The organism is Pseudomonas sp. Sample_9 (assembly GCF_004307535.1).
Lineage (GTDB): Bacteria > Pseudomonadota > Gammaproteobacteria > Pseudomonadales > Pseudomonadaceae > Aquipseudomonas > Aquipseudomonas mercuritolerans.
Map to the genome: position 1 here is coordinate 39,152 of NZ_RAZO01000196.1, position 22,735 is coordinate 61,886.

Annotated in this window: 18 protein-coding genes, 1 other RNA gene and 1 pseudogene; 2 read left to right on the forward strand and 18 right to left on the reverse strand. The window is 55.2% G+C overall.

Annotation, left to right across the window (positions count from 1 at the left end):
* Positions 1–3: 3 nt before the first annotated feature.
* The 7 genes from D6877_RS10855 to D6877_RS10885 all read right to left on the reverse strand — a co-directional run bounded on the left by D6877_RS10855 (position 4) and on the right by D6877_RS10885 (position 9,996).
* A complete protein-coding gene (locus D6877_RS10855) occupies positions 4–2,094 on the reverse strand; it encodes an ATP-binding protein (RefSeq protein WP_130910756.1) in 2,091 nt (696 codons plus the stop codon).
* A 107-nt stretch (positions 2,095–2,201) separates the two neighbouring features.
* Positions 2,202–2,852, reverse strand: a complete 651-nt coding sequence (locus tag D6877_RS10860; RefSeq protein WP_130910757.1) for a HEPN domain-containing protein — start codon at positions 2,850–2,852, stop codon at positions 2,202–2,204.
* A 132-nt stretch (positions 2,853–2,984) separates the two neighbouring features.
* Positions 2,985–3,323 carry a YkvA family protein gene (locus D6877_RS10865; RefSeq protein WP_130910758.1) on the reverse strand — a complete coding sequence of 113 codons (339 nt, stop codon included), beginning with the start codon at positions 3,321–3,323 and terminating at the stop codon, positions 2,985–2,987.
* An 82-nt stretch (positions 3,324–3,405) separates the two neighbouring features.
* A complete protein-coding gene (locus D6877_RS10870) occupies positions 3,406–5,514 on the reverse strand; it encodes a dynamin family protein (protein ID WP_130910759.1) in 2,109 nt (702 codons plus the stop codon).
* Positions 5,511–7,748 carry a dynamin family protein gene (locus D6877_RS10875; protein ID WP_130910760.1) on the reverse strand — a complete coding sequence of 746 codons (2,238 nt, stop codon included), beginning with the start codon at positions 7,746–7,748 and terminating at the stop codon, positions 5,511–5,513. The genes D6877_RS10870 and D6877_RS10875 overlap by 4 nt, the downstream gene beginning before the upstream one ends.
* On the reverse strand, positions 7,745–9,577 hold the full coding sequence (locus D6877_RS10880; RefSeq protein ID WP_178083668.1) for a dynamin family protein: 1,833 nt from the start codon (positions 9,575–9,577) through the stop codon (positions 7,745–7,747). The genes D6877_RS10875 and D6877_RS10880 overlap by 4 nt, the downstream gene beginning before the upstream one ends.
* Positions 9,574–9,996, reverse strand: a complete 423-nt coding sequence (locus D6877_RS10885; RefSeq protein ID WP_058410007.1) for a hypothetical protein — start codon at positions 9,994–9,996, stop codon at positions 9,574–9,576. Before D6877_RS10885 ends, D6877_RS10880 begins: the two co-directional genes overlap by 4 nt.
* A gap of 489 nt (positions 9,997–10,485) precedes the next feature.
* On the opposite strand from D6877_RS10885, the gene D6877_RS10890 reads away from it, so the two are divergent.
* Positions 10,486–10,866 carry a hypothetical protein gene (locus D6877_RS10890; RefSeq protein ID WP_130910762.1) on the forward strand — a complete coding sequence of 127 codons (381 nt, stop codon included), beginning with the start codon at positions 10,486–10,488 and terminating at the stop codon, positions 10,864–10,866.
* Between the two features lie 199 nt (positions 10,867–11,065).
* Here D6877_RS10890 and D6877_RS10895 read toward each other — a convergent pair.
* From D6877_RS10895 to D6877_RS10905, 3 genes and pseudogenes are all read right to left on the reverse strand, one after another.
* A pseudogene (locus D6877_RS10895) lies at positions 11,066–11,221 on the reverse strand (integrase); the annotation flags it as partial.
* A 215-nt stretch (positions 11,222–11,436) separates the two neighbouring features.
* Entirely contained in the window at positions 11,437–11,754 is a 318-nt protein-coding gene (locus D6877_RS10900; RefSeq protein ID WP_130910763.1) for a hypothetical protein, read from the reverse strand.
* Between the two features lie 349 nt (positions 11,755–12,103).
* Positions 12,104–12,967: a phage integrase N-terminal domain-containing protein gene (locus tag D6877_RS10905; RefSeq protein ID WP_130910764.1), complete on the reverse strand. Its 864-nt coding sequence runs from the start codon at positions 12,965–12,967 to the stop codon at positions 12,104–12,106.
* A gap of 1,064 nt (positions 12,968–14,031) precedes the next feature.
* On the opposite strand from D6877_RS10905, the gene D6877_RS10910 reads away from it, so the two are divergent.
* Positions 14,032–15,756 carry a hypothetical protein gene (locus D6877_RS10910; protein ID WP_130910765.1) on the forward strand — a complete coding sequence of 575 codons (1,725 nt, stop codon included), beginning with the start codon at positions 14,032–14,034 and terminating at the stop codon, positions 15,754–15,756.
* 267 nt (positions 15,757–16,023) lie between these two features.
* On the opposite strand, the gene D6877_RS10915 is transcribed toward D6877_RS10910, so the two are convergent.
* From D6877_RS10915 to D6877_RS10955, 8 genes are all read right to left on the reverse strand, one after another.
* Positions 16,024–16,446 carry a hypothetical protein gene (locus D6877_RS10915; protein ID WP_130910766.1) on the reverse strand — a complete coding sequence of 141 codons (423 nt, stop codon included), beginning with the start codon at positions 16,444–16,446 and terminating at the stop codon, positions 16,024–16,026.
* A gap of 931 nt (positions 16,447–17,377) precedes the next feature.
* The gene (locus tag D6877_RS10925) at positions 17,378–17,623 is read right to left on the reverse strand and encodes a hypothetical protein (RefSeq protein ID WP_130910767.1); all 246 of its coding nucleotides are present in this window, start codon (positions 17,621–17,623) and stop codon (positions 17,378–17,380) included.
* Between the two features lie 441 nt (positions 17,624–18,064).
* Positions 18,065–18,331: a hypothetical protein gene (locus D6877_RS10930; protein ID WP_130910768.1), complete on the reverse strand. Its 267-nt coding sequence runs from the start codon at positions 18,329–18,331 to the stop codon at positions 18,065–18,067.
* Positions 18,315–19,709 (reverse strand): YfjI family protein, encoded by a 1,395-nt coding sequence (locus D6877_RS10935; RefSeq protein ID WP_130910769.1) that lies wholly within the window; start codon positions 19,707–19,709, stop codon positions 18,315–18,317. The genes D6877_RS10930 and D6877_RS10935 overlap by 17 nt, the downstream gene beginning before the upstream one ends.
* 410 nt (positions 19,710–20,119) lie before the next feature.
* Complete coding sequence (locus D6877_RS10940) at positions 20,120–21,376, reverse strand: integrase domain-containing protein (RefSeq protein WP_130910770.1); 1,257 nt, start codon at positions 21,374–21,376, stop codon at positions 20,120–20,122.
* Positions 21,377–21,559: 183 nt separating this feature from the next.
* Positions 21,560–21,948, reverse strand: a transfer-messenger RNA (tmRNA) gene (gene ssrA / locus D6877_RS10945).
* A 98-nt stretch (positions 21,949–22,046) separates the two neighbouring features.
* Complete coding sequence (locus D6877_RS10950) at positions 22,047–22,325, reverse strand: hypothetical protein (protein ID WP_130910771.1); 279 nt, start codon at positions 22,323–22,325, stop codon at positions 22,047–22,049.
* Positions 22,326–22,454: 129 nt separating this feature from the next.
* Positions 22,455–22,735 (reverse strand): hypothetical protein (locus tag D6877_RS10955; protein ID WP_130910772.1); only part of this gene is annotated, 281 nt, incomplete at its 5' end.

Sequence of the window (22,735 nt, forward strand, 5' to 3'; positions counted from 1 at the left end):
TGGTTAATGTATGAAGCCGATTGGGCGCTGCTGCCCGGCGGATTTGAGTCGGCACTCGGCGAGCAACGCCCCCGCCAGCTCATCGGCACTGGTGAATGGCTTGAAACGCCCTCGGCGTGCCACTGCCGCAAAGTCACCTGGGGTGAGATGCGCCTCACCTCGCAAGCGATTGGCTGCGCTGTGGTGCGGGTCTTTTAAGGCCAGCGTTTTCAAGTGTGCGGCAAACAACGCCTGGGCCTGGGCGGTGACCAGGTAGCCGAAATGAACCTTCAGATCGAAGCGCCGCAAGGAGGCTTCGTCCAGGTCGCGAATCAGGTTGGTCGAGGCAATGAACAACCCTTGGTAGCTCTCCATTTGCGTGAGCATTTCATTGACCGCCGTCACCTCCCAACTCTGCCGCGCCTTGCGCCGGTCCTGCAAAAAACTGTCTACCTCATCGAGCAGCAGCACGGCGTCTTCCTGTTGCGCGCGCTCGAAGGCGCCCGCCAGATTCTGCTCCGTCATTCCGACATAGGGTGAAACCAGGTCGGAGACGCGCTTGGTCATCAACGGCTTGCCCAGCTCTTGCGCGAGCCATTGGCCAAACGCCGTTTTACCGGTACCCGGCGGACCGTAGAAGCACAGGCGTGCCTGGGGGTGAGTACGCAGTCCGTCAACCAGACCGTCAAGCGCGTGGTCGGCGTTGATCCATTGTGGAGAGTAGAAGGTGGGTAAGCCGCTACCGCCGTTCTGTTGCAGTTTGTCGAGGCCCTGTGCTTTCAACGTACCGTCGACGATGCAACGGATCGTTGTGTCCAGCGTCTTGCCGGCACGGTTTCCTGCGCTGCGGCCTACTCGCACGGCTCGTTCCAGCACCGCCGGTGTCACTTGCTCATGGGCACTGAGATGCTCGATCAACTGATCGCTCAACTTGCCCCCGCCACACTCACGCAGTATCTGCTTGCGTTGTGCCAAGGGCGGGTTGGGGACCTCGATCACCAGATCGAAGCGACGTATATGTGCAGCGTCGATAGCTTCAATACTGTTGCTCAACCAGAAACACGGCAGTGCATTCTCTTCCAGCATGCGATTGATCCAGCCCTTCTGCGAGCGGCCATGAGCGTCAGTGCTGGCGGTTTGAAAGATGTCTTCTATCTCATCCAGTACGAGCAGGGCCCGTTGCGAGCGCAGCACGCTATTGGCCGCACGCAGCGAGCACAGACGCTGTTTGGCCTGCACGGGATCACCATCGCTGTCCGTGCAGGCCACTTCATAAAGCGCGCTGTTCAGGCTCTTGGCGAGCAGTCGACTGAGCTGAGTCTTGCCGGTACCTGGCGGACCATAAAGCAGAATTTTCACGCCTTGACGGCCCTGCGCCAAGGCTTTGGCCAGGTAGCGTTCAGAGATGTTCAGTGGCTGTTTGATGTGTCGGTAGTGCTCCAGGCTCAGGCTGCCTGGCGGACTCAGGCGGAAGGCATAAGCAAACAAATCCAGCGATGTGCCTTTGCTGAATCGCAGCAGGCCGGGAAGCTCCTGATTACTCACCGATAACATCGAACTCAATGCCGTCGAGGCCCGGGAATTACCTCCCACCTCCAGCAAGCCCGCCCGAATCAGTGGGCTGTTGTTCGCCAGGCTCGCTTCGACCTCCTGAAGTGGTAGGCCCAGCAGTACCGATAAAACCTTCATGGAGCGGTTGAACCCCACCATGCCCAACTGATCGGTAGCATCACTCAGTACCGGATCGATGTGCATCAGCACGCAGAAGCCGAGTACCCGCAACTCTGCTTCTCCCAACCCTAGTAAAGATCCCAATGCTTCAAGATTGCTCCCCAGGCGATCCGGGTAGGGTGTCTCCGGATGACGCGCCCCGAAGACGCGCGCGGCTCGACGCAAGCCCAACAACGCAAGGGGTGGGCTGTACTCGTCCCGGTCCACCCATTTGCCCATGCCAAGCTCACGGGCCAGGTCGTCATCATTGAACCCGTGTCGACTGATTAAATTTCGATGCCCCCCCAGATCCAGCAGCAATTGGAAGCTCCACTTCAGCGAGAGTGCGCAAGTGTCGGCAGCACGACGACTGTCTTTGGTGAAGGGGGTGAGTCGGGAACCCATGCTGAATCTCCTGATGCTGTGGAGGAGGCAGAATGGGGTAAGGCCTGGTCAGAATGTGTCGTGGTAATGGTGCTGCCGCCAGGGACGGGAATTGACTGCCCGGACACTCAAGACTGCACGACCGGATAGCACGCGTCTCCCCAGAGTGTGTCAGGATTTTCCAGCATCAGATGAATGATCAAAGGCACCAACTTGCCAAGCAGCTTCCCGCAATCGCGCAATTGTGGTCGGTTGATACTGCTATCCCAGGTCGCACCGCCGTGCATGATCTGATTGCGCAAGGTGTAGATGCGATTGAACAGCACCGCGAGTACATCGGCAGTATCGCGTTGTGCCAGAGCGGACTGTGCTCTGCGTCGGCCGTCGGCGAAACGTTCGCTCCATTGTTGCTCGGTGATCTTGCCATTCTGGTGGTCCCAGAAGCTCTGAAAAACGTATGGGTTATCCAGCAGCACACGGATGCTTCCGGAAAACTCGGACCATACCAGCGTCTCTATCTGCCGCTCGCGATCTAGATCGCAAAGCTTGCGCAGAAAGGCACGGAAGGTTTCCTGTTCGGATAACCGATAGTTCTCGTCGATGTCAGTTGCGTAGGCGGCGTTGAAGGCAATCCACAGGAAAACGAAACGACCGTCGGGATCATCAGCTTGTTCGGCGCGTTGCAACCAGCTCAAGGACCGATGCACACGCAATGTCAGGTTGACGTGATGGTTGTCGCGTTCAAGTCGGTGACGCGCCTTGAGGGTTTGGTAATCCATGAGATTGACTCTTCAGGAGAGATGGAATGGGGTGTGTCATGGTTTGTGGCCATGCCATGACGCTGACGGTTGCACCTGTTTATGCTGAAGCCTTACCCCAAGCGGGACCTGTAGTAAGGCTTCCCGGTCAGATCAGGAAAACCACTGCTTCAGTGTTTCCTTCGCCTTGGTCACGTGTTCTGCCTTGATATGAGTAGCGGTCGCTGCCAACGCTGCGCACAACACGCCGATGTCGTCGGTGTAGCCCACGATTGGCGTGATGTCGGGGATGACGTCGATCGGAGAGATGAAATAGCCGAGCGCACCATAAATGGTGGTTTTTGCCCAGGTGGGCGTGTCTGAGTCGGTTGCGGCGTAGTACATCTTCAGTGCGGGTTCTAGTGCCGCCTCGCCAGCGGACTTCGCATAGTTTTTAACTTTGTCCCAGAACGAGTCGTCTGAGTAATCCTTTTCAAATGCGTTGTCTGACATGGGTTTCTCTCTACGGTCATTGGTTTTGACGAGGGTTGTGTGATCAAGATGGACGGTGAAGTGGCTTTCGCCAAACCCGCCTCTATACCTCTGTTTCGGGCACTTCCGCAGTCAGCCGGACGGCATCGCTGAAGTCTTCGAACAGACGTCGTGACTCCTTGAGCCAGCGCTCCAGTGGTGCTGTATCCAGTTTGCTGTCGAGTTTGTCGATGGGGCCGAGCATTCGCTCATAAACATTCTTGCCACCGATTTCCAGGCTGTCGAGTCGTAGTCCGTTGATGGCGGTTTTTTGTGCACGCATCGCGCTGATATCTGCCTGAATGGCATCGTCATACATCGAGAAAACTTCGCGCAGTCGCCCATCGAGGTGTTGCCGCGCATCACCTTGTAGGTTGATCCGGGAGAAATACTCCAGAAGTGGCACGTCTCGATAAGCCACTTCGTTGCGCAGGGTGGAGCTGTACGCACTGATCCCGACAACCGCAATTCCCTCGGATTGCAGGATGTCCTGGACCTCATCCATGACGTACTCGATGTCGTCTTCGGACTTGAGGTCGGCCTTGGTCAGAACGACATAGACCGACCGCTGCTCGACGCCAATCTGTTGGATAAAGTCCAGGTCTGAGTCAGGCACCGTGCCGTTGGAGTCGAGGCCGATCAGCCAGATGATCGCGTCGGACTGCTGCGCAAACTGGATGGCAGTGCGTTTGTCACCCTGACTGTGTTCGGCCGCCGTCGCCGGTGGGTTGTAGCCGGGCGTGTCGATGAAGCAAATGTTGCTGAAGTAGTCAGGGTTCATCTGAACACCCACGCACATGAACGGCATCAGGCTCTTCAAGTCGAAACTGAACGAGTTGATGAAGGCATGGGAGATGCTTTTGTAGAAGTCCACATCCAGTTTGATATGGCCGCCGTTCGCGGAGTACCCGCGAATCATCCGTTCATCAGTCGCCAGCACGTAGCTGGGGATAGCGGTGACTGGCTGCATACCGACCGCCAGGCGCACCTCGGGGTCACGGATGAAACTGTTGATGAACTCGGACTTGCCGCTGCTGAAGCCACCGACAATGCCGACGATGGTGCGCTCATGAACGTCTGGAAAGCCTACGAGCAAGGCCAGTTCCTGCTGGATCGACTGCAACATTGTGAGGGCCTTGGCTTCGGCGGCCAGGGACGATTCATTGTCTGCGAACACCATGTAATCGTTCGCCAACAACTCTCTGAAACGGGCCAGGCCAGCGCTTTCCCGAGGGCGAGCCGCGAGCAGCCGGGAGATGAGCTGGAAGCGCGTCCAGGTGTCCCCGTGGCGTTGATTCAACGCCTGAAATTCGTTCGCCAACTGAGCGTGCTGTTGTAGCTCATCTTCATGGATCTGTTGCAGTGTTTCGTGCGCCTTGATGCTGGCTTGCAGTTCCAGGCGAGTCTGTTCCAGTGTCTGCTCAAGAGCCTGGCGTTGCGACTCGACGGTATTGCGTTCCTGTTCCAGTTGGGCATGTTGCATCGACAGACTGTCGAAGCGTTCGCGCGCCTGCTCCTGGTCGCGCTGATGCTGGTCGATGGCCTCCTCCAGCGACTGCTGCACACCTTCGAGTGTCTGCCGGGTGCTGATCAACTCGGCAGCGGTGTTGGCCTGGCACTCGGTCAGTTGTCCATGTTCCGCTGTCAGGGTTTCAAGGCGCGCCAGGGTGTTCTGGTGCTCTTGGATCAGCGTCTCATGACGTTCATCCGCCGCCTTGAGCGCTTCGGCACCGGCTTGCAATTCAAGTCGCGCTTGCTCGAGGTTTTGTTCGAGGACCTGGCGAGCGTCCTCAATGCTGTTACGTTCCTGCACCAGTTGGGCATGCCGCGTCGACAAGGTGTCGAAGCGCAGCCGCGCTGTCTGCTGATCGTGCATATGCTGAGTATTGGCCTGCTCCAGCGACTGCTGCACCCCGTGCAAGGCTTGCCGGGTGTCGGTCAGCTCGGCGGCGGTGCTGGCCTGGCGCTTGGTCAGTTGTCCATGTTCGGCAGTCAGCGCCTCAAGACGCGCCGCTGTGCTCTGATATTCGCGGGTCAACGCATCGTGTTGGTCATCCGCAGCCTGAAGTGTTTCGACCACACCGTCACGCAGCAGCTTGCGACGCCGGATGAACAACTGGCCGAGTTTGTCCAGTTGGGTCATCAGCGCCGGAGGAAACAATTCAGTCTTCATGCCGCCTCCAGTTCCTTGGCCATGCGTTGCAGGCGGTCCAGGGTTAGAAGCGCATTGCCGACCTGTTCTTCCAGCTGTTCCATACGTGCCTGCATATCCTTGAAAAATGCATTGCCATAGGAGGATGGAAGCTTTTCAGTAACGTCATTCTTCAAGTGACGGATCTGTTGTTTGGCCTGTCCCTTGAGTTTATCCAGAAGATGCTTGGCCTCATCGAGGAATTCACGTGCCTCGTCGCCCAGCAGATGAGTACCGGTGCGTTTGAGCTTGCGCAACTCATGGCTGTTTAGCTCAAACGCCGGAATCACGAAACCTGACACCAGACCTTGGCTAGTGCGGATAATAAGTGCCGGGTCCATGTCGTCGCCAAGATGACGTCTGGCCGCCGTGGTCGACTCCCTGATGAGTTTCTCGCGGAACTCGTCGGTCAGTGATTTACTGGAGGCTTTAAGGGTATCTCCCAGACCTTCGGCGAAGTCCTCAAGTGCTGTATATACCTTGCCCCAGAACAGTTTGAATTCAGTGTAATAACGGGTTTCAAGACCACCACCCCACAACCAGTTCGCTGCTTTTGCGGCGAGACTATCGCGCACCTCCTCCTTTTTCTCTGTTTTTTCATGCGCCGACGCATCTACTGCCGTTTGCGTGGAGCCATAGGCTTTCTCCAGCTTTTTGGACAGGACCACTTCCAATTGTTCGCGAAACTCTTCGACGCATTTGTTCAAGACGCTATCGAGCTCATAGGTGCCCACTACCATCAAGCTGTCCAACTTGCGTCGCTGAGCCTTCAGGTCCTCAATATCGGCATTGCGGACTTCCTGATATTTGGCCTGGGTAAAGTTCAACAAATCGGCCCGGAACGCTTCCAGTGCCGTGGACTTGGCGCGGATCAACTCTTCTCGCCGCTCTTCGATGATACGGTCCTTCTGCGCACGCACACTGTCCAGCACCCCCCGTAGCGCTTCGGTGTTGGCCAGCAGGTCGAGATTGCCTCGGCAGCGTTCGGCATGCTCTGGCGTAAAGAAGTCAGGGTAGTTTGCTCGAAGGTTTTCCCACGCCTTCTGCTCGCCACTGTCCCAATCGTTCTGTTGGTCAAAACGTACCGAAAGACTGTGGCACATGCCCGAGGTATGGAGGACCTTGCCGGCGCCTCGGTCAATCAGGTTGTCGAAAGTCGCACCGAACTCCGGATGCTGGACCTTCAAGCGTTGCAGGGTGTCGACCATGTGCGTGCTGAGCGTCTGGGTGATCTTGTCCAGCGATCCCTGAAGCGTGGGTTGGCGTGTGTCGCTGCCGTACAGTTGGTTGTCGACCTGACTGGCGATCAACACCAGTTCCTGGACACCCTCTTTCTGGGTGATCCGGCTCATCATCTCGATGTCCTGCTCACTGAGAAACTGGCCTGCAGGGCTGACGATAAAGACCACATCGCAATTTTTGAGCAAGGCTGTCGTGCGCTCTTCGCGAGACTGCACAGGGTCATTAAGCCCCGGGGTGTCAATGATGCGCACATTACGCAACGAGTCCAGCGGCAGGAAGATATCGACGCTTTTGGTCAACGGCATATAGTTGCCGCCGACGCCGACATAATCCAGCAACTTGTCGGCCAATGACTGAGCATCCGTTGCTTGCAGGCGGCCCAGACTGTCGAGGGATTTAAAATCCACATTGGAGTTGCGAATGCTCTGCCACTGGTCATGGGCAGCCGCCAGCGAATGTTCCCCTTGCAGGGCTCGCCGGGCAGTTTTCTCGACGTCGGCATGGAACTGCTCGTCTTCTACGTGTCGGCCACTGCGCTGACGACGCTGGCTTAGCGTTTCGTAGGCGCGAGATTTTTCTTCGCGAAATCGTTGCTCGTAACGCAGGGCGTTTTGCTCGATATTTTCCCGATCCGCCGCGCTGTAGAACTGAACCTCGGCCCCGAAAGTGTCGCCATGGGTCAGGGTCGTCAACGCCGCGGTCATCGGGGTGGCAGCCCTGGGCAGAATCGCATGGCCATCGAAGATCAGGGCGTTGAGCAACGAGGACTTGCCGGCTTTGACTCGACCCACGACGCCGATCTGCAGCAGGCGATTCTCTTCGACCAACTGGCTAAAGGCTTTGTCCAGGTTTTCGGTGCTGTCTATGGCGTGCTTGCGCAGCCATTGTGCGATGTCTTTTTCCAGCTCTGGGTTGTACTTTTCCATCCATTGATGGAGGCGTTGGTTTAGATCCAGGACGTGTTGTGTGTTCATTGCTGCGACTCGTAGAGGGCTTGTTTGGCGAGTTGTTGCAGTTGTTCTCTGGCGTGGGTAAGTAGCGCGATCTGATGATCGGCCGCTTCGGCATCATGATTGCGGGTGGCGACCAGCTCATCGATGAGCTTCTGCTTTTCACCGATTTCGCGCTCGAACTCCACGCTGACTTGCGTCACAAGCACTTGCATCTGCTCAGCGAGCAAAGCAGGCAGCCGATCCCGTAACTCTCGTTTCACCGAAGGGATGATTTCATTTGTCACTTTTTGCCGCAGTTGCTCGCGCTGACGCCCTTCATTGAAGTACGCCAGAATTTGCGGTAGGAAGATGATGGCCAACTCGATGAGCGGATTGACGACGGACGTGGTGACTGCCAGTACGGTAGCCAAGCCTTGATAGCTCACTCTTGGGAGCGGGTTTCCTTCTTTCCATCCGCTTTCTTTTTTCAGTCTTTCGAGTTCGCGTGTATTGCGGTCGGCCAAGGAGCCACTCCATTGCCCCAGAGCTTCTCCGGTCTTTTGCAGCGTGCGGTTAATCCTGTCGGTGATCTGGCCCAGCCAGCTTGGATCATTGTTGAACTGGCCCATGCTCTTGCCCAAGTCTCCCACGGCCAGTGCAAAATCGGCGACGACGGATCGACTCAGGTTGTCCATCTGGTCTTTGATGGTGCGCGTCATCGAGCTACGAACCACTTCGGAAACGATTCGCGAAAAAGTTTCTTGGTTACCGGCTACACCGGCATTGACCAGTTCGGACTGAGCGTTATCAAGTTCACGGCCAACCGCATTGAGGCAGTTATCTACTGCGCGGTCTAGCTGGTTGTCGCGCAGGTCTTCAAGAATGCCGTCGCGCTTGCGCTCGATTTGACGAATACCGCTGGCCAGCTCGCTTAGGGCATGTTGATTTTCGGCCTGGTTCTTTTTCAGCGAAGTGAGTGCAAGGTTGATCTGGCTAAGCAGTGAATGAGTCATGTCTTTCAACCGATCTTCAAACACCTGGCGAACGATTTGTTCGGGTTGCAGACGCGCAAGCACTTCGCCCAATTGGACATCACCGTCGAGTCCCACCTTGACCAGGGGACGCGTATCGACAAAGTTGATCCGGATCTGCTCGTCGACCAACTCCGCGACTTCTTGCACTTGCTCATCCGAGCGCAGGTTGACCTTGTTCAGCAGGAAAGTGAAATCACGCCTGTAAGTCTGCAGATCATCCAGTTGGCGCAACATCGACTGAGTGATGTTGCCATCTTCCACGCTGGTTACCACGATGAAGTGCACGCCACGGGGCAGGTAGTACGCAATCGCTTTGTTGTGGTTGGCAAATGATGAGCCAAACCCCGGCATGTCAACTAGCACCAGAGAGGGCGAAGCTTTGAGTCGCGGGTTATCCAGGTACAACTGAAGGTGGGTGAATTCGTTGGCGCGAGTCTTGATACTGGCAAGAGCGCTGACGCCCAGGCGTTCACTACTGCCATCCAGGCGAATGGCCAGGAGATGCGGGTCATTGCTGTAGCGCAACTCAGTGGCTAACTCGGTTTCGGGCGTCAGGCCAATACCCAGGACGTTTTCGCCAAGGAAAGCGTTCAGCAAGCTGCTCTTGCCAGCGCTGAACGCACCAATGACGGGGACGAGCAGTTCGGTATGTTCGATATCGTTCTGCAGCCGCGTCACCTCATCGGGCTGGATCGAGGTTTCTACAATGAGCGGCAAAATGGATTTCAGATAGTTGAGGTAATTGCTTTGAGTTTTCAACATGATCGGTACGAATCCTTGCGTATATAAAAAACGTTTATGGGCATCGTTGTGGGTGAGGGGCTCCAGTCGCTTCACAACTTGAGCTCCCTCCATTCATAGCCGTTGTATTTCTCCCAGACTGCGCCGTTCTCAAAGTGCAGGTACACCCGCCACTCATCTGGATTGACCTGGATTTCTCCACCAATACGGGCGCAGTTACCGAACTCTGAGCGTAGAAAACTCTCTAGTTGCTGATAAAACGCATCGGGCAACCTGGAGCTGCCGGAGACGTAGCAAGACGATCCATTGGCGAAAAGGCTGCAGGGTTGAACGCTTGACCATAACGTCGCCGTTGCCTGGTCTGGATGTTTCTTGCTCCAATCCAGAGCGAACCTGTGAAGCAGGACATGCCAGTTTCCGTCTGCGTACTCACCTTCAATCCCCCACATGTCGATGGCCAGGAACAAGGTGGGCTGCTTCGAGCGTTTCTGCGACGGATAGAAGGACTCATGCATGGGAATATTTCTCGCTGGTTCAGATGTAAAACAAGACGAGTAAATGTCGAACATGCCCACGACATATTGTGTCGCGCACGATATCTGGATCATATAAGCAGCGGTGTGTAGCACTCACCGCGAAGTCAGCCGGGTTGTGGCCAGTCGTTCAGCGGCGGGACAGCGGGGGACAAGAAGAGAGATGAGGCGTGGATAAATCAGAATGGCCACAGACATTCGCAACTTCCTTGTGCGTTTAGGCGTGAGTGCCCGCGAGAGAGATCTACTGCACGATATCGGCATGGGGCAGACAAGCTTTAGTTGAGACTTGTAATGTCGATCATGGAGATACCTCCGAAGCGACATGGACGAGATTGTGGCATTTTGCTACCGTCATTGGCGATGCGCCAGCTCGAATGCTGATTCGCTGCAAACGCAAAGGAAGCCTTTTATGAGCATGACCTGGGGACTCCTGGTCCTGAACAATTGGACGGCGAGAGACGCACCCGCATGCTTGATATTGGCGCCGCAGTGCGTGAGTACAACGAGCGCGCTGTCCCTGGCATGGGCGGCGTGTGGTACGCCAAACAGCTGTTTTTGGCGATGCTGGGTATCGCGCTCGCGCAGAAGTTGCGCGTGCGCAAGTCGAATGTCTCGAAAATTAATGCGGCCAACGCCATTGAAGCGTTGGGCTGCTACTACGCGCTAGTCGTAAGTCGGCACAGCCTCCACCAGTCCGCATCTTCGGATGCGTCTAAAGAAACCCGATTCTTAGGCACACGTCCTTGCTCCCGTTCCCAAGGAACCGTTAGTTCCGCTTCAGTGAACACCTCACAAGTCGCAGAGGCCTCGGTCCCTGTTAACATTCAACAGCGTGGCTGGACGACGTGAGGACAACCTGCAATTAACGAGGGGAGGCTGATGCAGCAATTAGATCCGAAGTTGAACTACCACGACTACTTTGACCACTGATTGGGTCGAATCCCGTGGCCTAGCCTTATGCGGCGCAGGCACTGGGTGGGATTATTGGACCTGCGGTGGCGCATGGCCGAGGTCATCAGCGTGCCCAGGCACTGGCCTCTCAATCGGTGATGTAATCCGCTCGGTTGTAGGCGCTTCGGACTTCGTCCTTGACGACATCGCTCAGCGCAACCTCGATCAGCTCCGGATCCCAGCCACGCAGATTCAGGAAGATGATCGCCATCGAGCTAAAGCTGCAGAGAAGGCCCTGGAAGCCCATGCGTTTCCTGCCATGCTGGGGTCGAGCTATTGGCGTGGGTGCGGAGATTTCAACGTGGGAGGACACATGTTCTCTGTTACCACGGAGTTGCTAAATAATCTTCGGTAATCTATCAGAGCCGTGATTGGTCGAACGCACTGTCTTGCCCGGCGACAAGATACGCAAAGAAATCACCTGTCGTAGGACAGGTGATTTCTTGGTTTCAGTAATCGTTAAGAAAACTATACGAAAACTTTCATCGCGCCGATCAAAATGCCGATCGTCACCGCGAGCATGGAAGCCATGCGAATGGACAATTTGAGATCAGATTTAGCGATCTCTGCAGTCAACCGATGATCAATTTTAGATATCTCGGAAGTCAGCCGATGATCGGCTTTAGTCAGTTCAGCAGTCAGTCGCAGCTCTAGGTTTGTGAGATCACTTTTCGTAGCGAGTAGTGTGAGCATGTCAGATTCCAATGCTTGGATAACAGCTTCGGCTTTGAGCTCAGGTACGTCGATTGCACGCAGCGCCTGATACATCGCCAGTTCCATTTTCATTAAGGCCTCCAAAAACAAAAAAAGGCCTTCCCCACGACGGGAAAGGCCCGTCGTGGGTGGGAAAGTCATGCTTCCATCGACATTCAAGTCGACTGTCCGCGCTGCCGGAAGCTATGCGGTCATTTGGTGGATCCTGCGGAGAACCGCAGCGCCGTCCTGAAGATCCTGGCGGCTTGGGGTGCTGAACGAATCAGCTAGATGCATAGCAAAAATGCGCCTGAGGCCTTTTGCTGTCAATCCGGTAATCGGTTTTGGACTGTTTCCTAATGTTGTGTGAGGCGTCTCACGACATTCGGTCACTACCTCCTTCAGATTCGGGTTGTTGAGGATCGACGTAGAGCGGGCTGAATTATCGGCCGAGGTACGTAGCGGTAATTTGTGTTCTCTCATGACCTAGTTCACGGCTGATAATTTGGCGAGCAGTACGGTCTTGAGAACGCTGCATTGAGGTCAATTCCTTGGACGAGATTCCTCCTGCCGCCGGTGCCTTCCATCCTGTCAAAGCTACATAACGGCTTTGTGCATAATGATGACGCAGCCCATGCATGTGGCTCAGGCCTGCTGCCTTGCACTGACCATCGTAGGTATTTCTCTGCTGGATATACGTTTTCTGGGCCGGGATTAATGAGCCGGTTTCCGCTAGCTGATGTGCCGCGTTCAGCACATCGCGCTGTTGCGAAGTAGTGATCGGAACAGAGCGATCACGCCCACCCTTCGTCCATGAGCCCTTGAGGAGAATGTGATCTCCTTGATCCGCATATTTGGGCTGAAATTTGATCGCTTCCTCACGGCGTAGTCCAAACGCCGATTGAAGCCGGAGACTCATGCGTACATGGACATCGGTGATCTTGCCAAGATCTGTTCCCAGTTCCTGAGCTTTGCTGAAGTTAGTGACAAAGCACCGTTCGGCCACACCCAGTTGTGTGTTGTCCGCGGGGAGAATGCCAGCCTTGCCGATCTTTTCAGCCCACCATCGAAGGTGCGCAAGCCGATTTTTGATGGTGCCTACTGACAGGCCTTCGCCTTGCCATCGATCCAGCAGTGCCTGTACGTGTTTGCCCTTGAGCGAGGGGGCTTTCATCTGGCGGAAGCCAACCTCACGCAGCTGGCGAGCGATCAGCCCCAATGAGCGGATACGGTCAGCCTGAGTGTTGTGACTGCCATCGCGATTGCGCCGGCAAAGTTGCCGCAGGGTGTAGGTCAAATCGTCCATATCCCATCCACTCACTAGCTTTGTTTTGTGCTGTTGTCCTTTCCTGAAAATCATTGGTAAGTGTTGGTGCCAACTCGCTAGGCGAGATCCCAAAGGGCAGGGGCATGGTGTTCAGGAAACACCGGTGTCTCGGCTGAGACGTCCGTCTTCCTTCCTGCTGGAAGGTCGGACGGAGGTGGAGCGGGATGAGTTAGTTTTTGATACGGATGAGTACTCCAAGGAAATTGATGGGATTGTTAAGTGGAAGCAGTTGCCATTGCGCAAAGGTCTGCTATCTGGGACAGCGTAGTAGCGGCATATTAGGGAATAGGTCTACAGACAAAGGCGGCTCCGTCCCATGGGTATGGGTCGGTATGCTTCTGGAACCTTGCATACCTGGCTAACTCCATCCTGCTGGATCAGCGCTTGCAGGAGTTTTGCGCTGTTGGGATGACGACTCTCGAACCTGTCGTCATAGGTTTTTGCTGGGCCAGTGTATGGGGGCATCATCATGTAAGCCGCACGTTTTAGGATTCAGGATTTGCCCGTGATGTTGAGGCGTCGGCGGGGCCGTCACTGCGGTTTGCAGTGACGGCCCGGTTCATGCGCGTTTTCGGGTAGGGGCATACATATCATTGCTTGAGGGACTGACGCGGCCTTCGGCCTTGTCGGCTCCCTGCGCAGGGGCGGCATGGTTCCCAAGCCACGCCTGCGCAGGGAGCTGTGAGGAAGAAGGAGCAGGGCACCGTAAAGCCTCCGTGTCCGCCAGTGTTGGCGCGCAGGCGTAAGTCCCGTCAGACAGGCCCGTGGCGATTATCCTCCGAGACTGAACCTGAAAGTCGGTTTTGAACGGGCGAATTTTTTCGCGTGATTCCAATAGCTTGCGTCGCAAATCACTTTGCGCTAGTTTTGCCATACGTCGCTACATGGTCGACGGGCTGCCCACCCCTTGAGGCCTCACCGGCCGCAGCTAACCGCATCGAACCATGATCATCGCAGCAATCTCTTGACCTGAGCCTCTTCCGGGCATCGGGGATGGCGGGTGGGCGTCTCCGATGTCGCTCCTTGGGAGCAACGGAGAACTTATGGTACCGACTACACGCCGCGAAACTATCAAAGTGCAGGCTAAGCAACTGCGCGATTTGTTCGATATCGACCTGACAACTGCCAAATACGTTTTAGCGCGCGGCCCCTATGGCTGTGCCGATTGGGCAGATCTGTGTGCCCGACTCGAACAGGAGCCCCCTCTTCAAGGTCCGCTGCAACTGGCCGAATTGCCCCAGTCCCTGGGTGCAACAGCATATCTGGCCAAACATCTATGCACGTTGGCGGCCTCGGTCAGCCAACTGATCATCACTAACCGCAATTTGCCAGAGCTCTGTGAAGCGCTGCGGAAAGTATTCGCGGTACCGGGCAACCCAGTGACACTGCAGGACGTTTTGCAGGCCATCACGCCAAGTGAGTGGCTACCTACCGACATGGGGCCTGACCCACTGGCGGTGATTCAAAGTCGAGTCTGTGTTAACGGGAAGGTTCTACTGCTGTTGGGAACTCGGATTTTCTGGCCGCGGTTATTTACCTTTGATGCAGAGATCACTGTCGAGCCAGTGACTGCTGAGCCCTTTGGTGACGACCTGAAAATCATGTGGGAGGTCGCTCCTTGGTATCAGGCAAGCCGAGACTATCTGTTCGAATATCAACGTGGAGACGACTGGGACGACCTGCCAGACTTCGTGGAACCGCTGATTCCCGAATCTGCGCGGATGCAAATGCATGCCCGATGGTTCGCACAGTGCCTGAAAGAGTGGCCGCAGGAGCGCCGCTACAATGACGAGGAAGAGGAGTTTATTCCGTTCCTCTACCAAGGCCACGCGTACTTGGTGTTCGGCGTGCCCTGCGCCGAACCGGTGATACACCCGCCGTTGCGCCGCCAGTACATCCAGTTCCCGGACGAAGACAATAACTGCTCTCAAGTCATTGTGCTCGGTGGCCAGTTGCTGCAGATCGAGATGCTTATCGTGTCTAAACCAACACAACACCAGTATTGGGATTACGCAGACTATCACCAGGCGTTATGCAATGGATTGCTGGATGGCGCGGCGGCCGCAGGCTGGATCAGCGCGCCCCTGCACGGTTGGGGTGACCTGTTATTCATCAGCCCCGCCTGTCGCTCAACTCTGGAGCGCCAACTGCGAGTGGAGATCAAGCCCGAGCCCAATGAAACGCTCCTGACCCTGCAGACTGACAATCCAATCCTTGCCATGGAAGTGCTGGAGCGGGTACACAAAGGGGATTTCATTCGCTACGAGCACGCAACGTTCGGTGCGCACTACGCCATGCGCATTGACCTGCCGGCCGACCACGCCTGCGTTGATCTGAGCCTGTCGATGAACTGTATCGAACAGACAGTCTTTCATAGTACCCATCTGATCAGCCGGCGCGTGGTCCAAAACGATGGGGAAAAGCAGATGCTGTACTGCGATATTGAACCGGCCTTGCTCAAACTGGTGGAGCGCCAACCGCTGAAGTTGCTGAAGAAAGCCATCCGCGAAGGGCAGGTCCTGCGCGTCCAAGGGCTGTCCGAACAGCTAAAGGCAGCACCAACGTTGCAGGCCAGTGGATCAATGTTCGATCCGACCTCCAACGGAGTGGTTAACTCTCTAGAGGAGTCGCTGTTTGATGGTGACGAGGAGTTGACCTCCACTCGATCCGCTATCAACGCAGTAACCTCTAACCAAGTGTCCAGCGACGCGGTGAATGCCGCGTTGCTGGACAACCGAGCCGTGGCTCAAATCGCTGCGAAAAGATGAACAGAGTAATAGCATGCCCGCGTAAGCCCGCATCGACCAAAAGTGGTCATCCAAGTTAGGCAGCTATCGGCCAATAGCGGACCTTCGCGTGAGGGCTGTATGCGGCCAATAGCGGACTGGGGTAGATGATCAACGGGTATTGAACCGCTAAAAATCAAAGGCGCATCCCCTGTGGGGTGCGCCTTTTTTGTTATTTCTTTTCTTAATTGTGGTATGCCGTCACAAGGCGGGGGGAGGCGCTTGTGTGAAGCAACTCGGGCTGTCGGATTACTTGATTGTGATCTTTGTCGAGTCGGTCAACCTCACAGTGATGCGCTGATCCAAAGCAAGCGTTGGGACCCCAGCTTTGCCTTCTTCATCAATCAGGACTGCGGGGATTTCAACGGTATCGTTATCGCAAGCCAGCTTCGCTGTGCCCGCGACAAACCGGCTGAGAGGCACATCCCACTTCGGTTCGACTGCAAGGTTGCAATTCATTTTTTTCAGCGCGTTTTGAGTTGGAACGTCGTATTGCTCAATCCCGCGCATACCTGTTTGAACGGCGAGATCCTTGCCAAAAAGAGTGTCACTGACACTCCACAACGTTGCGGTAATTTTCGAGCCGGCTTCGAGTTCGACTTTTTTGCCGGAGTCACACCCCATGATCAAAGAGGTCACGATTGCGATGAAAGCAGATTTCTTGAATTGCATTAATTGTACACCATAGGTAAGTCTGTTTTTGCGTCCGCGAGACGTCGCGAGCGCATCTGTTGACCCGTGTAGAGAAGGGGGGCGAAGCAGCATGTTGAGCATCGGATCACCCGAGGCTGCCTCAGCGCTGACCAGATTCAGCGGGTTGTGCACATCATACCGTGCGCACATTAAATCGCCTGTTGCTGAGCGGCCCTTTTGAGGCTCTGATGCCTTAGCTTGAGCCTTCGATATGACGATTCATCCTGCAATTACAACGTTTTCAAATCGACGAAAATATTTTTAAGAATCTGAAAAAAACGAGTGCTCTGACGCGCTCGCCCCAGATTTCTCCGTGATCAGTACAAGAGACAGCGAACGACACATTGAGGGCTTTCGCAATTACAGAACTCAGACACTGACGCGTGAAGCACTTGCCCGGCGCACGTCATTTGCTAGAGCCTTCATGGCATCATGAGCTTCCGGCTCTATACGGGTTTAAAGCGCTGCTATGAGCGGCAGCGAGCGTCTGTCGATGATGGCCTTTGCCTCGGACAGGATGCGGCCAACCTTGGAGAAGCTTTCAGTGCCGGAAACGCCGTCGTGCCAGGTTGCGGAGTGGATTGCACGGAAGCTGATAGAGACAGGGTGAACTGGGTCAAGCCTCATAGCCCTGCACAGCGAGCTTCGTCGCCAGTTGTCTTGGTTCAATAATATTTTTGTTTATCATCCAACATCTCTACAGTCCTGACCTCAATATGAACCGGCCCTGAATTCGTAGACGCTGGATGGCCGCTCCTGGCCGATTGCTGCCCCTAGCCACGCATGCACCTCTAGCTAGGCGCCGCGCTTAGTCAACACTGTCTGCGGGATCCAGTGCCTGATACCTGAGCGAAAAAAACCACCTGTCCTAGAACAGATGGTTTCTGATTTTTCTGGAAGAGAGACTTTGTCAGTGGATAAACGCAATCCCGGCGAAGAGAATCGCCAGCGCAAGGGAGAGCATCACGCCAATATCTATAGTGAGACTCACCCGAAGCCGGGATAGCTCTGCCCGAAATTGTGCGAAGTCGGAATCAGATGTACCTGCAGTAGATAAATGCATATCAGAATCCATCGCTTGGATAACTGCTTCGATTCGTTGCTCGGGCACGTTGATCGCCTTCAGGGCTTTGTACATTGCCAGTCGATTTTTCATTAAGGCCTCCAAATTAAAAAAGGCCTGCCCCAAGACGGGGGAGGCCCGTCTTGGGTGGGGAAATATCATGCTTCCATCGACGTTCAAGTCGACTATTCGCGCTTCCGGAAGCGATGCGTATTGGGAGGATCCTGCGGGATACCGCAGCGCCGTCTCGAAGATCCTGGCGGCTAGTGTGAGCTTGTAAATTGCAGCCACTGGCATTTGCCGTCAATTCGAAAACCGGCTATCGAGTGTTCCTGAATCTTGGGCACAGTTTTTTTTGCGTCCGGCACTTTCGTCTTCTGATTCTGGTGCAGCGGGCGAGACTTTGATCAGTCAGCAGTCGGAGATAGCCGACGTCGTGGTTCTCAAGCTGACCGATCCACACCCTGTTCATTACATTTCACTCGTTTGAAGGAAATGAAGAATGGCTTTCCAACATCCGTGGATCTGCTCCAGCTAATGCGAGTGCCTCGGGCGGATGTGCAGAGTATTTTCATAATGGAGCAACTCCACCCCGTCATTACGCAATTGCTGGATCAGCAGTTTGATATCGACAGGTTTTGAGCTGGGCGTGGCGACAGCGGCGACACTGGCGACAACCTGCGGAATGCCACGGTTGGTATCTGGCGACAGATTGACGGCGGACTTGGCGACACACCGCAGGATAGGCAGCGTCTGATTTTTCGACTGAAAGCGGCGTACTGCGTCATTCAGACGGAACACGGCACACCTCGAAATTCTTCGTGTCGTTGCATCTCACACATTGCGTTGTGAGTAACTCAACGAGGAGCGTGGCAGTGTGATCACTGCTCTTGCGTGCAAAGCGTGGGCCGTTGCGATTGATGTCTCGGATGGTAAAGCGCGTCCAGCCTTTCTGCTTCAACCACCGTAACAAACGATCCGCTTCCTCTCGTAGGGTGTTAACCGGTTCTTGCTCAGTCAGGCGTTGAATCTCGGCGAGGTAATAATCCATTAGCGTTGAAGCGCGCTGAATATGCTCTTCGTTCAAGGCAGTTGCTTGTTCGATTACCGCCAGAACCCCCGCGATGCGCAGTACATTCGCTGCAGCTTTACTTGCGACGGATTGAACGCCTGCCAGCTCGCCGAACTCGCCAGACTGGCACTCTATGGTGTCGTGAATATCAATCCAGGCCATGCGGGCGCTGTGCGTCAATTCCATTGTCGTGAGCTTGAGTGATCCGTCTTTGTTGGTCGCTAACGGTTTCTTCAGAAGATCAGTGATATGCGATTGGTAGCGCTGGACCTTGGGGTCTTGCGTCAGATCTACCGCCTTGTACAGGCGTTGACCTATCAAACGTTCAGGCCAACTGATCAGGAATCTGCCGAGTACACCTTGGCCATTGATCATCGGATCTTTGAGGAACTGGTTGGCGAGATACGGCTGCAGCATCAGATGCATGCTGAGACGACGATCATAGGCTCGAAGGCTTTCCCCGGGCATGGAGCGTGCCCGGTCTATAGGGCTGCCATCCCAGATTTTCGAAAGCGCGGTGATGGCTTTGAGCTGGTTCTCTTTGCTCATGGTGCTGCCGCCGAGGAATTGACCGCCTTCGTCATTGAACAGGCCCATGCTTGGCAGCCCATAACACAGGTTTTTTATGAGGGCTTCGATGGTAGGGTCGGTTGAGATTAGTCTGGGCTGGACGGGCTCGGAGAGTTCACAGATGTCATGCTTTGCCTGTCGCTGGGCTCTGGCCGCAAGACGGATAGCAGATTGGTAGGCGTTGAGCTTTTCCGTGTACACAGACCACTGCTCTCGCTCCCAGCTATGTGCTGCCGAGAGGGCTTGATGATCCACTGCACTTTTACGGTCACCTGATGATGCGATCGTTAGCAGATACAGAGACAGTGGGTAGGTGCGACCGTCGAGCTGTACGTTGACGTGGCCCTGAGTCACCAGAGCCGCAGTGGCCAGCACCGATTGAGCGGCCATGGCAATTGGTGCGCCGATCACCTCTGCCATCCGTTCTACCGCGCCTCCCAAGAGCTCACCGAGCGCTTCGACCGGGTAGCTCAAGGGTTGGGGCTGATAATCCAAAAGAGGGCGCGGTGGCGGATCGCATTTTTCGCACAATTGCATCGAGAACCATCTCCTTATGAGGTCAGTTTTTTCCTCGCTACTAAGGAGAAAGCACGACGATGGGATGTGTTTTCAGCGCTCTGGAACTACTCGGGATCGTCGTTAACTGCTCCTCGTGAGGTGTTGGTGTACCCCGCTCGATACTCGCGATCAACCGGGCCTTTGCGTAGGCAATTTACGTAGACGACCTTGGATCTCGGTGGCTCGAGATAGATTTATTACCGTGTGTAAGATCGCCAAGCGAGCCGCTGCAAAACGCTGCTACGAAGGCTTCGACTACAGCTGCTATAGCGGAAAAACAGGATCGGGAGTTGCGTTGGCGACGACCGCCAGTTCGTCGCCTCGCCCTTGATCAGGGACGGCGAGGGTTGTCGCCGCTGTCGCCGTCGTCGCCATCAATTTGAATCTGATTATCGAATCGAGACGACTTTCCGGTTTCTGTTTTCATGGATTGCTGCGATTGAAAAATCCCCCGTGGCCGCCTTTTGAATGTGCTCACTCCACCAGGCCATCATCGGGCGTCGACGTTCAATGTAGTCTGCGCGGTTGTAAGCGCTTCTTACCTCGTCTTTGTCAACGTGAGCCAAAGCTACCTCAATGAGTTCTGCATCCCAGGCGTGCTCGTTCAGGATCGTGCTGGCCATGGAGCGCATTCCATGGCTTACGAGTCGCCCCTCAAACCCCATACGTTTCAGCGCCATGTTGGCGGTCTGGCTGTTGCAGTGAGTGCGGGGATTACGATCCGAGGGGAACACGTACTCTCGGTGTCCACTGTAGGGTTTGATGGCCTCAAGGAGAGCTAAAGCCTGCTCCGTGAGCGGGATGATGTGTGTGCGACGTTTCTTCATTCGCTCCGGTGGAATGGTCCAGATCTTCTTTCCGACGTCGATGTCAGCCCATCGAGTGGTTGCAGCTTCTGCTGGCCGAGTCATCGTGTGGAGCTGCCATTCGATGAGGCATCTGGTGGTTCTTTTGATGCTGGCGTTGGCGATTGCCACCATGAGTTCGTTGAGCTCATCGGGGGGCAATGCTGCCATGTTTTTCTTCTTTGGTTTTTTGAAGACCGATCGAATTCCGCTCAGGGGGTTGGCGTGGATAAGTCCGTAGTTCACCCCGTAAGTCATGATTTCGTTGAGGCGTTGGGTCAGGCGCTTGACCGTTTCCAGGCTGCCTTTGGTTTCAAGTGGTCTAAGCAACTTGATGACCTGAGGCGCGCTGATTTCAGAAATCGGGGTAGCTTGTAGATCCGGGAAGATGTGCAGCGTGAGCGAGCGCCAGATGTCTTCAGCGTAGGCGGTTGTCACGGAGTCTTTCTTGAGTTCAAACCAGGCTGTCGCGACGTTTCGAAAGGTGTGCTCTGTCGCAGCTTTTTTCGCTTGGCGATCTGCATCGCGTTGCTCTTTCGGGTCCAGTCCTTGGGCAACCAGCTCCCTGGCTTCAACCGTGCGTTTTCGCGCATGAGCCAGGCTGAGTTCCGGGAATGTCCCCAGTCCCATGTTGATCCGTTTCTTGGTCACGGGATGGATGTAGTTGAAATTCCAAAGCCTCGAACCGTTGGTTCGGACTCGTAACTGAAGGCCGTCGCCGTCGGTCAATGTGTAGTCCTTGTCCTTGGGCTTGGCGGCTTTGATTTTAAGGTCTGAAAGGCGTGTTGCTCGGGCTCCCATGGGTACTCCAACGCTGTTTGTGTATTCCAAAATTTACCAGTCAGGGGCTTGGAATACGCCTTGGAATACATTTCAAAATGGATCTGCATGAAGCGCTGTGGAGCCCAATAGCCCTGAAACCCCCGTATTTACTGGATTTCAGGCACAAAAAAAGACGTCCGTGGACGTCTTTAGATGATGAAGTGGTGGAGCCGGGGGGATTTGAACCCCCGTCCGCCAGTACTCCGCTGTCGGTACTACATGCGTAGCCGTGTCTATTAAGTTAACCCTCAGCGACCCGACGGGCAGGGTGCTTTGGGCGAGTTGTGTAAGTTTTAGCCGCTTCGTCCACAACGTACTGCACGGCGATTCTGTTCTATATGACAATCATTTCGGGTTTACAGACATCCCCTGATGATTGCTGGACCCGAAGGTACCAGGAGCATTGTCAGCTGCAATTAAGCAGCGAGAGCAACACCGTATTGGTCGTCATTGGCAACTATAAGTAGTTGCAACAGTGGATTTACGACTTCTGTTACCAAGTCGGCATGCACCTAGAGTTTCGCAACCGGCGTCGAATCCTAAACGGCCCCGAACTCATTGCCCGGTGAATCTGATCGGGCAACAAGCGTGCACAGTGTACGTCAATCTGCCGACGAGGCCAACCCGCAGGTTGGCCCGTCAATATGGATCAGTTGTTGGTGCCGGTGGCTTTGCGCAGTTCGACGATGGTTTGCGAGGTTTCGGCAACGCAGTCGTCGATTTTGCCTTCGGCCTTCAGCGACTGAGCTCTAGTCACACTGGCTTCAGCGCGCTGGCTCAATTCTGGGTTCGACGACAACTGCGCCTTGCCACTTTGAATGGTCTGAATATTGGCATCGCACAGATCGGCAGGCTTGTCTGCGGCGAACGAAGTGGACGCCATCATCGAGGCAGTAACGAACAGACCTAACAGTACAGAACGCTTCATGTGTATCTCCTTGAACTGAGGGATCCAGGCTTCGCTGACCGCTGGGCGAGCCACCGAATGGAGGAAAAGCCCCGATTTGTCGGGGCCTGTTCTGTGGATTGCCGTCTCGCTCAAGAGTTCTATTTTTTTTCAGACGGCCTTTGCGCGTGTCACCCGATCCACCAGATAAACCAGCCCGTGATAGTCGATGCCACCGTGCTGGGTCAGGCCGATTTCGCACGTGCGGCTGGTGGAAATGCCCTCGCTGCAGTGCTGCACCGCGTCCTTGAGCGTACGCAGCGAATGGCTGTTCAGCTCCGGCGTGGTGAAGCCTTTGTCGCCGGCAAATCCGCAGCAATGTATGCCTTCGGGAATTACCACGGTGTTGCTGCATTTGCGCGCCAGATCGATCAGCGCCTGGCTTTCGCCCA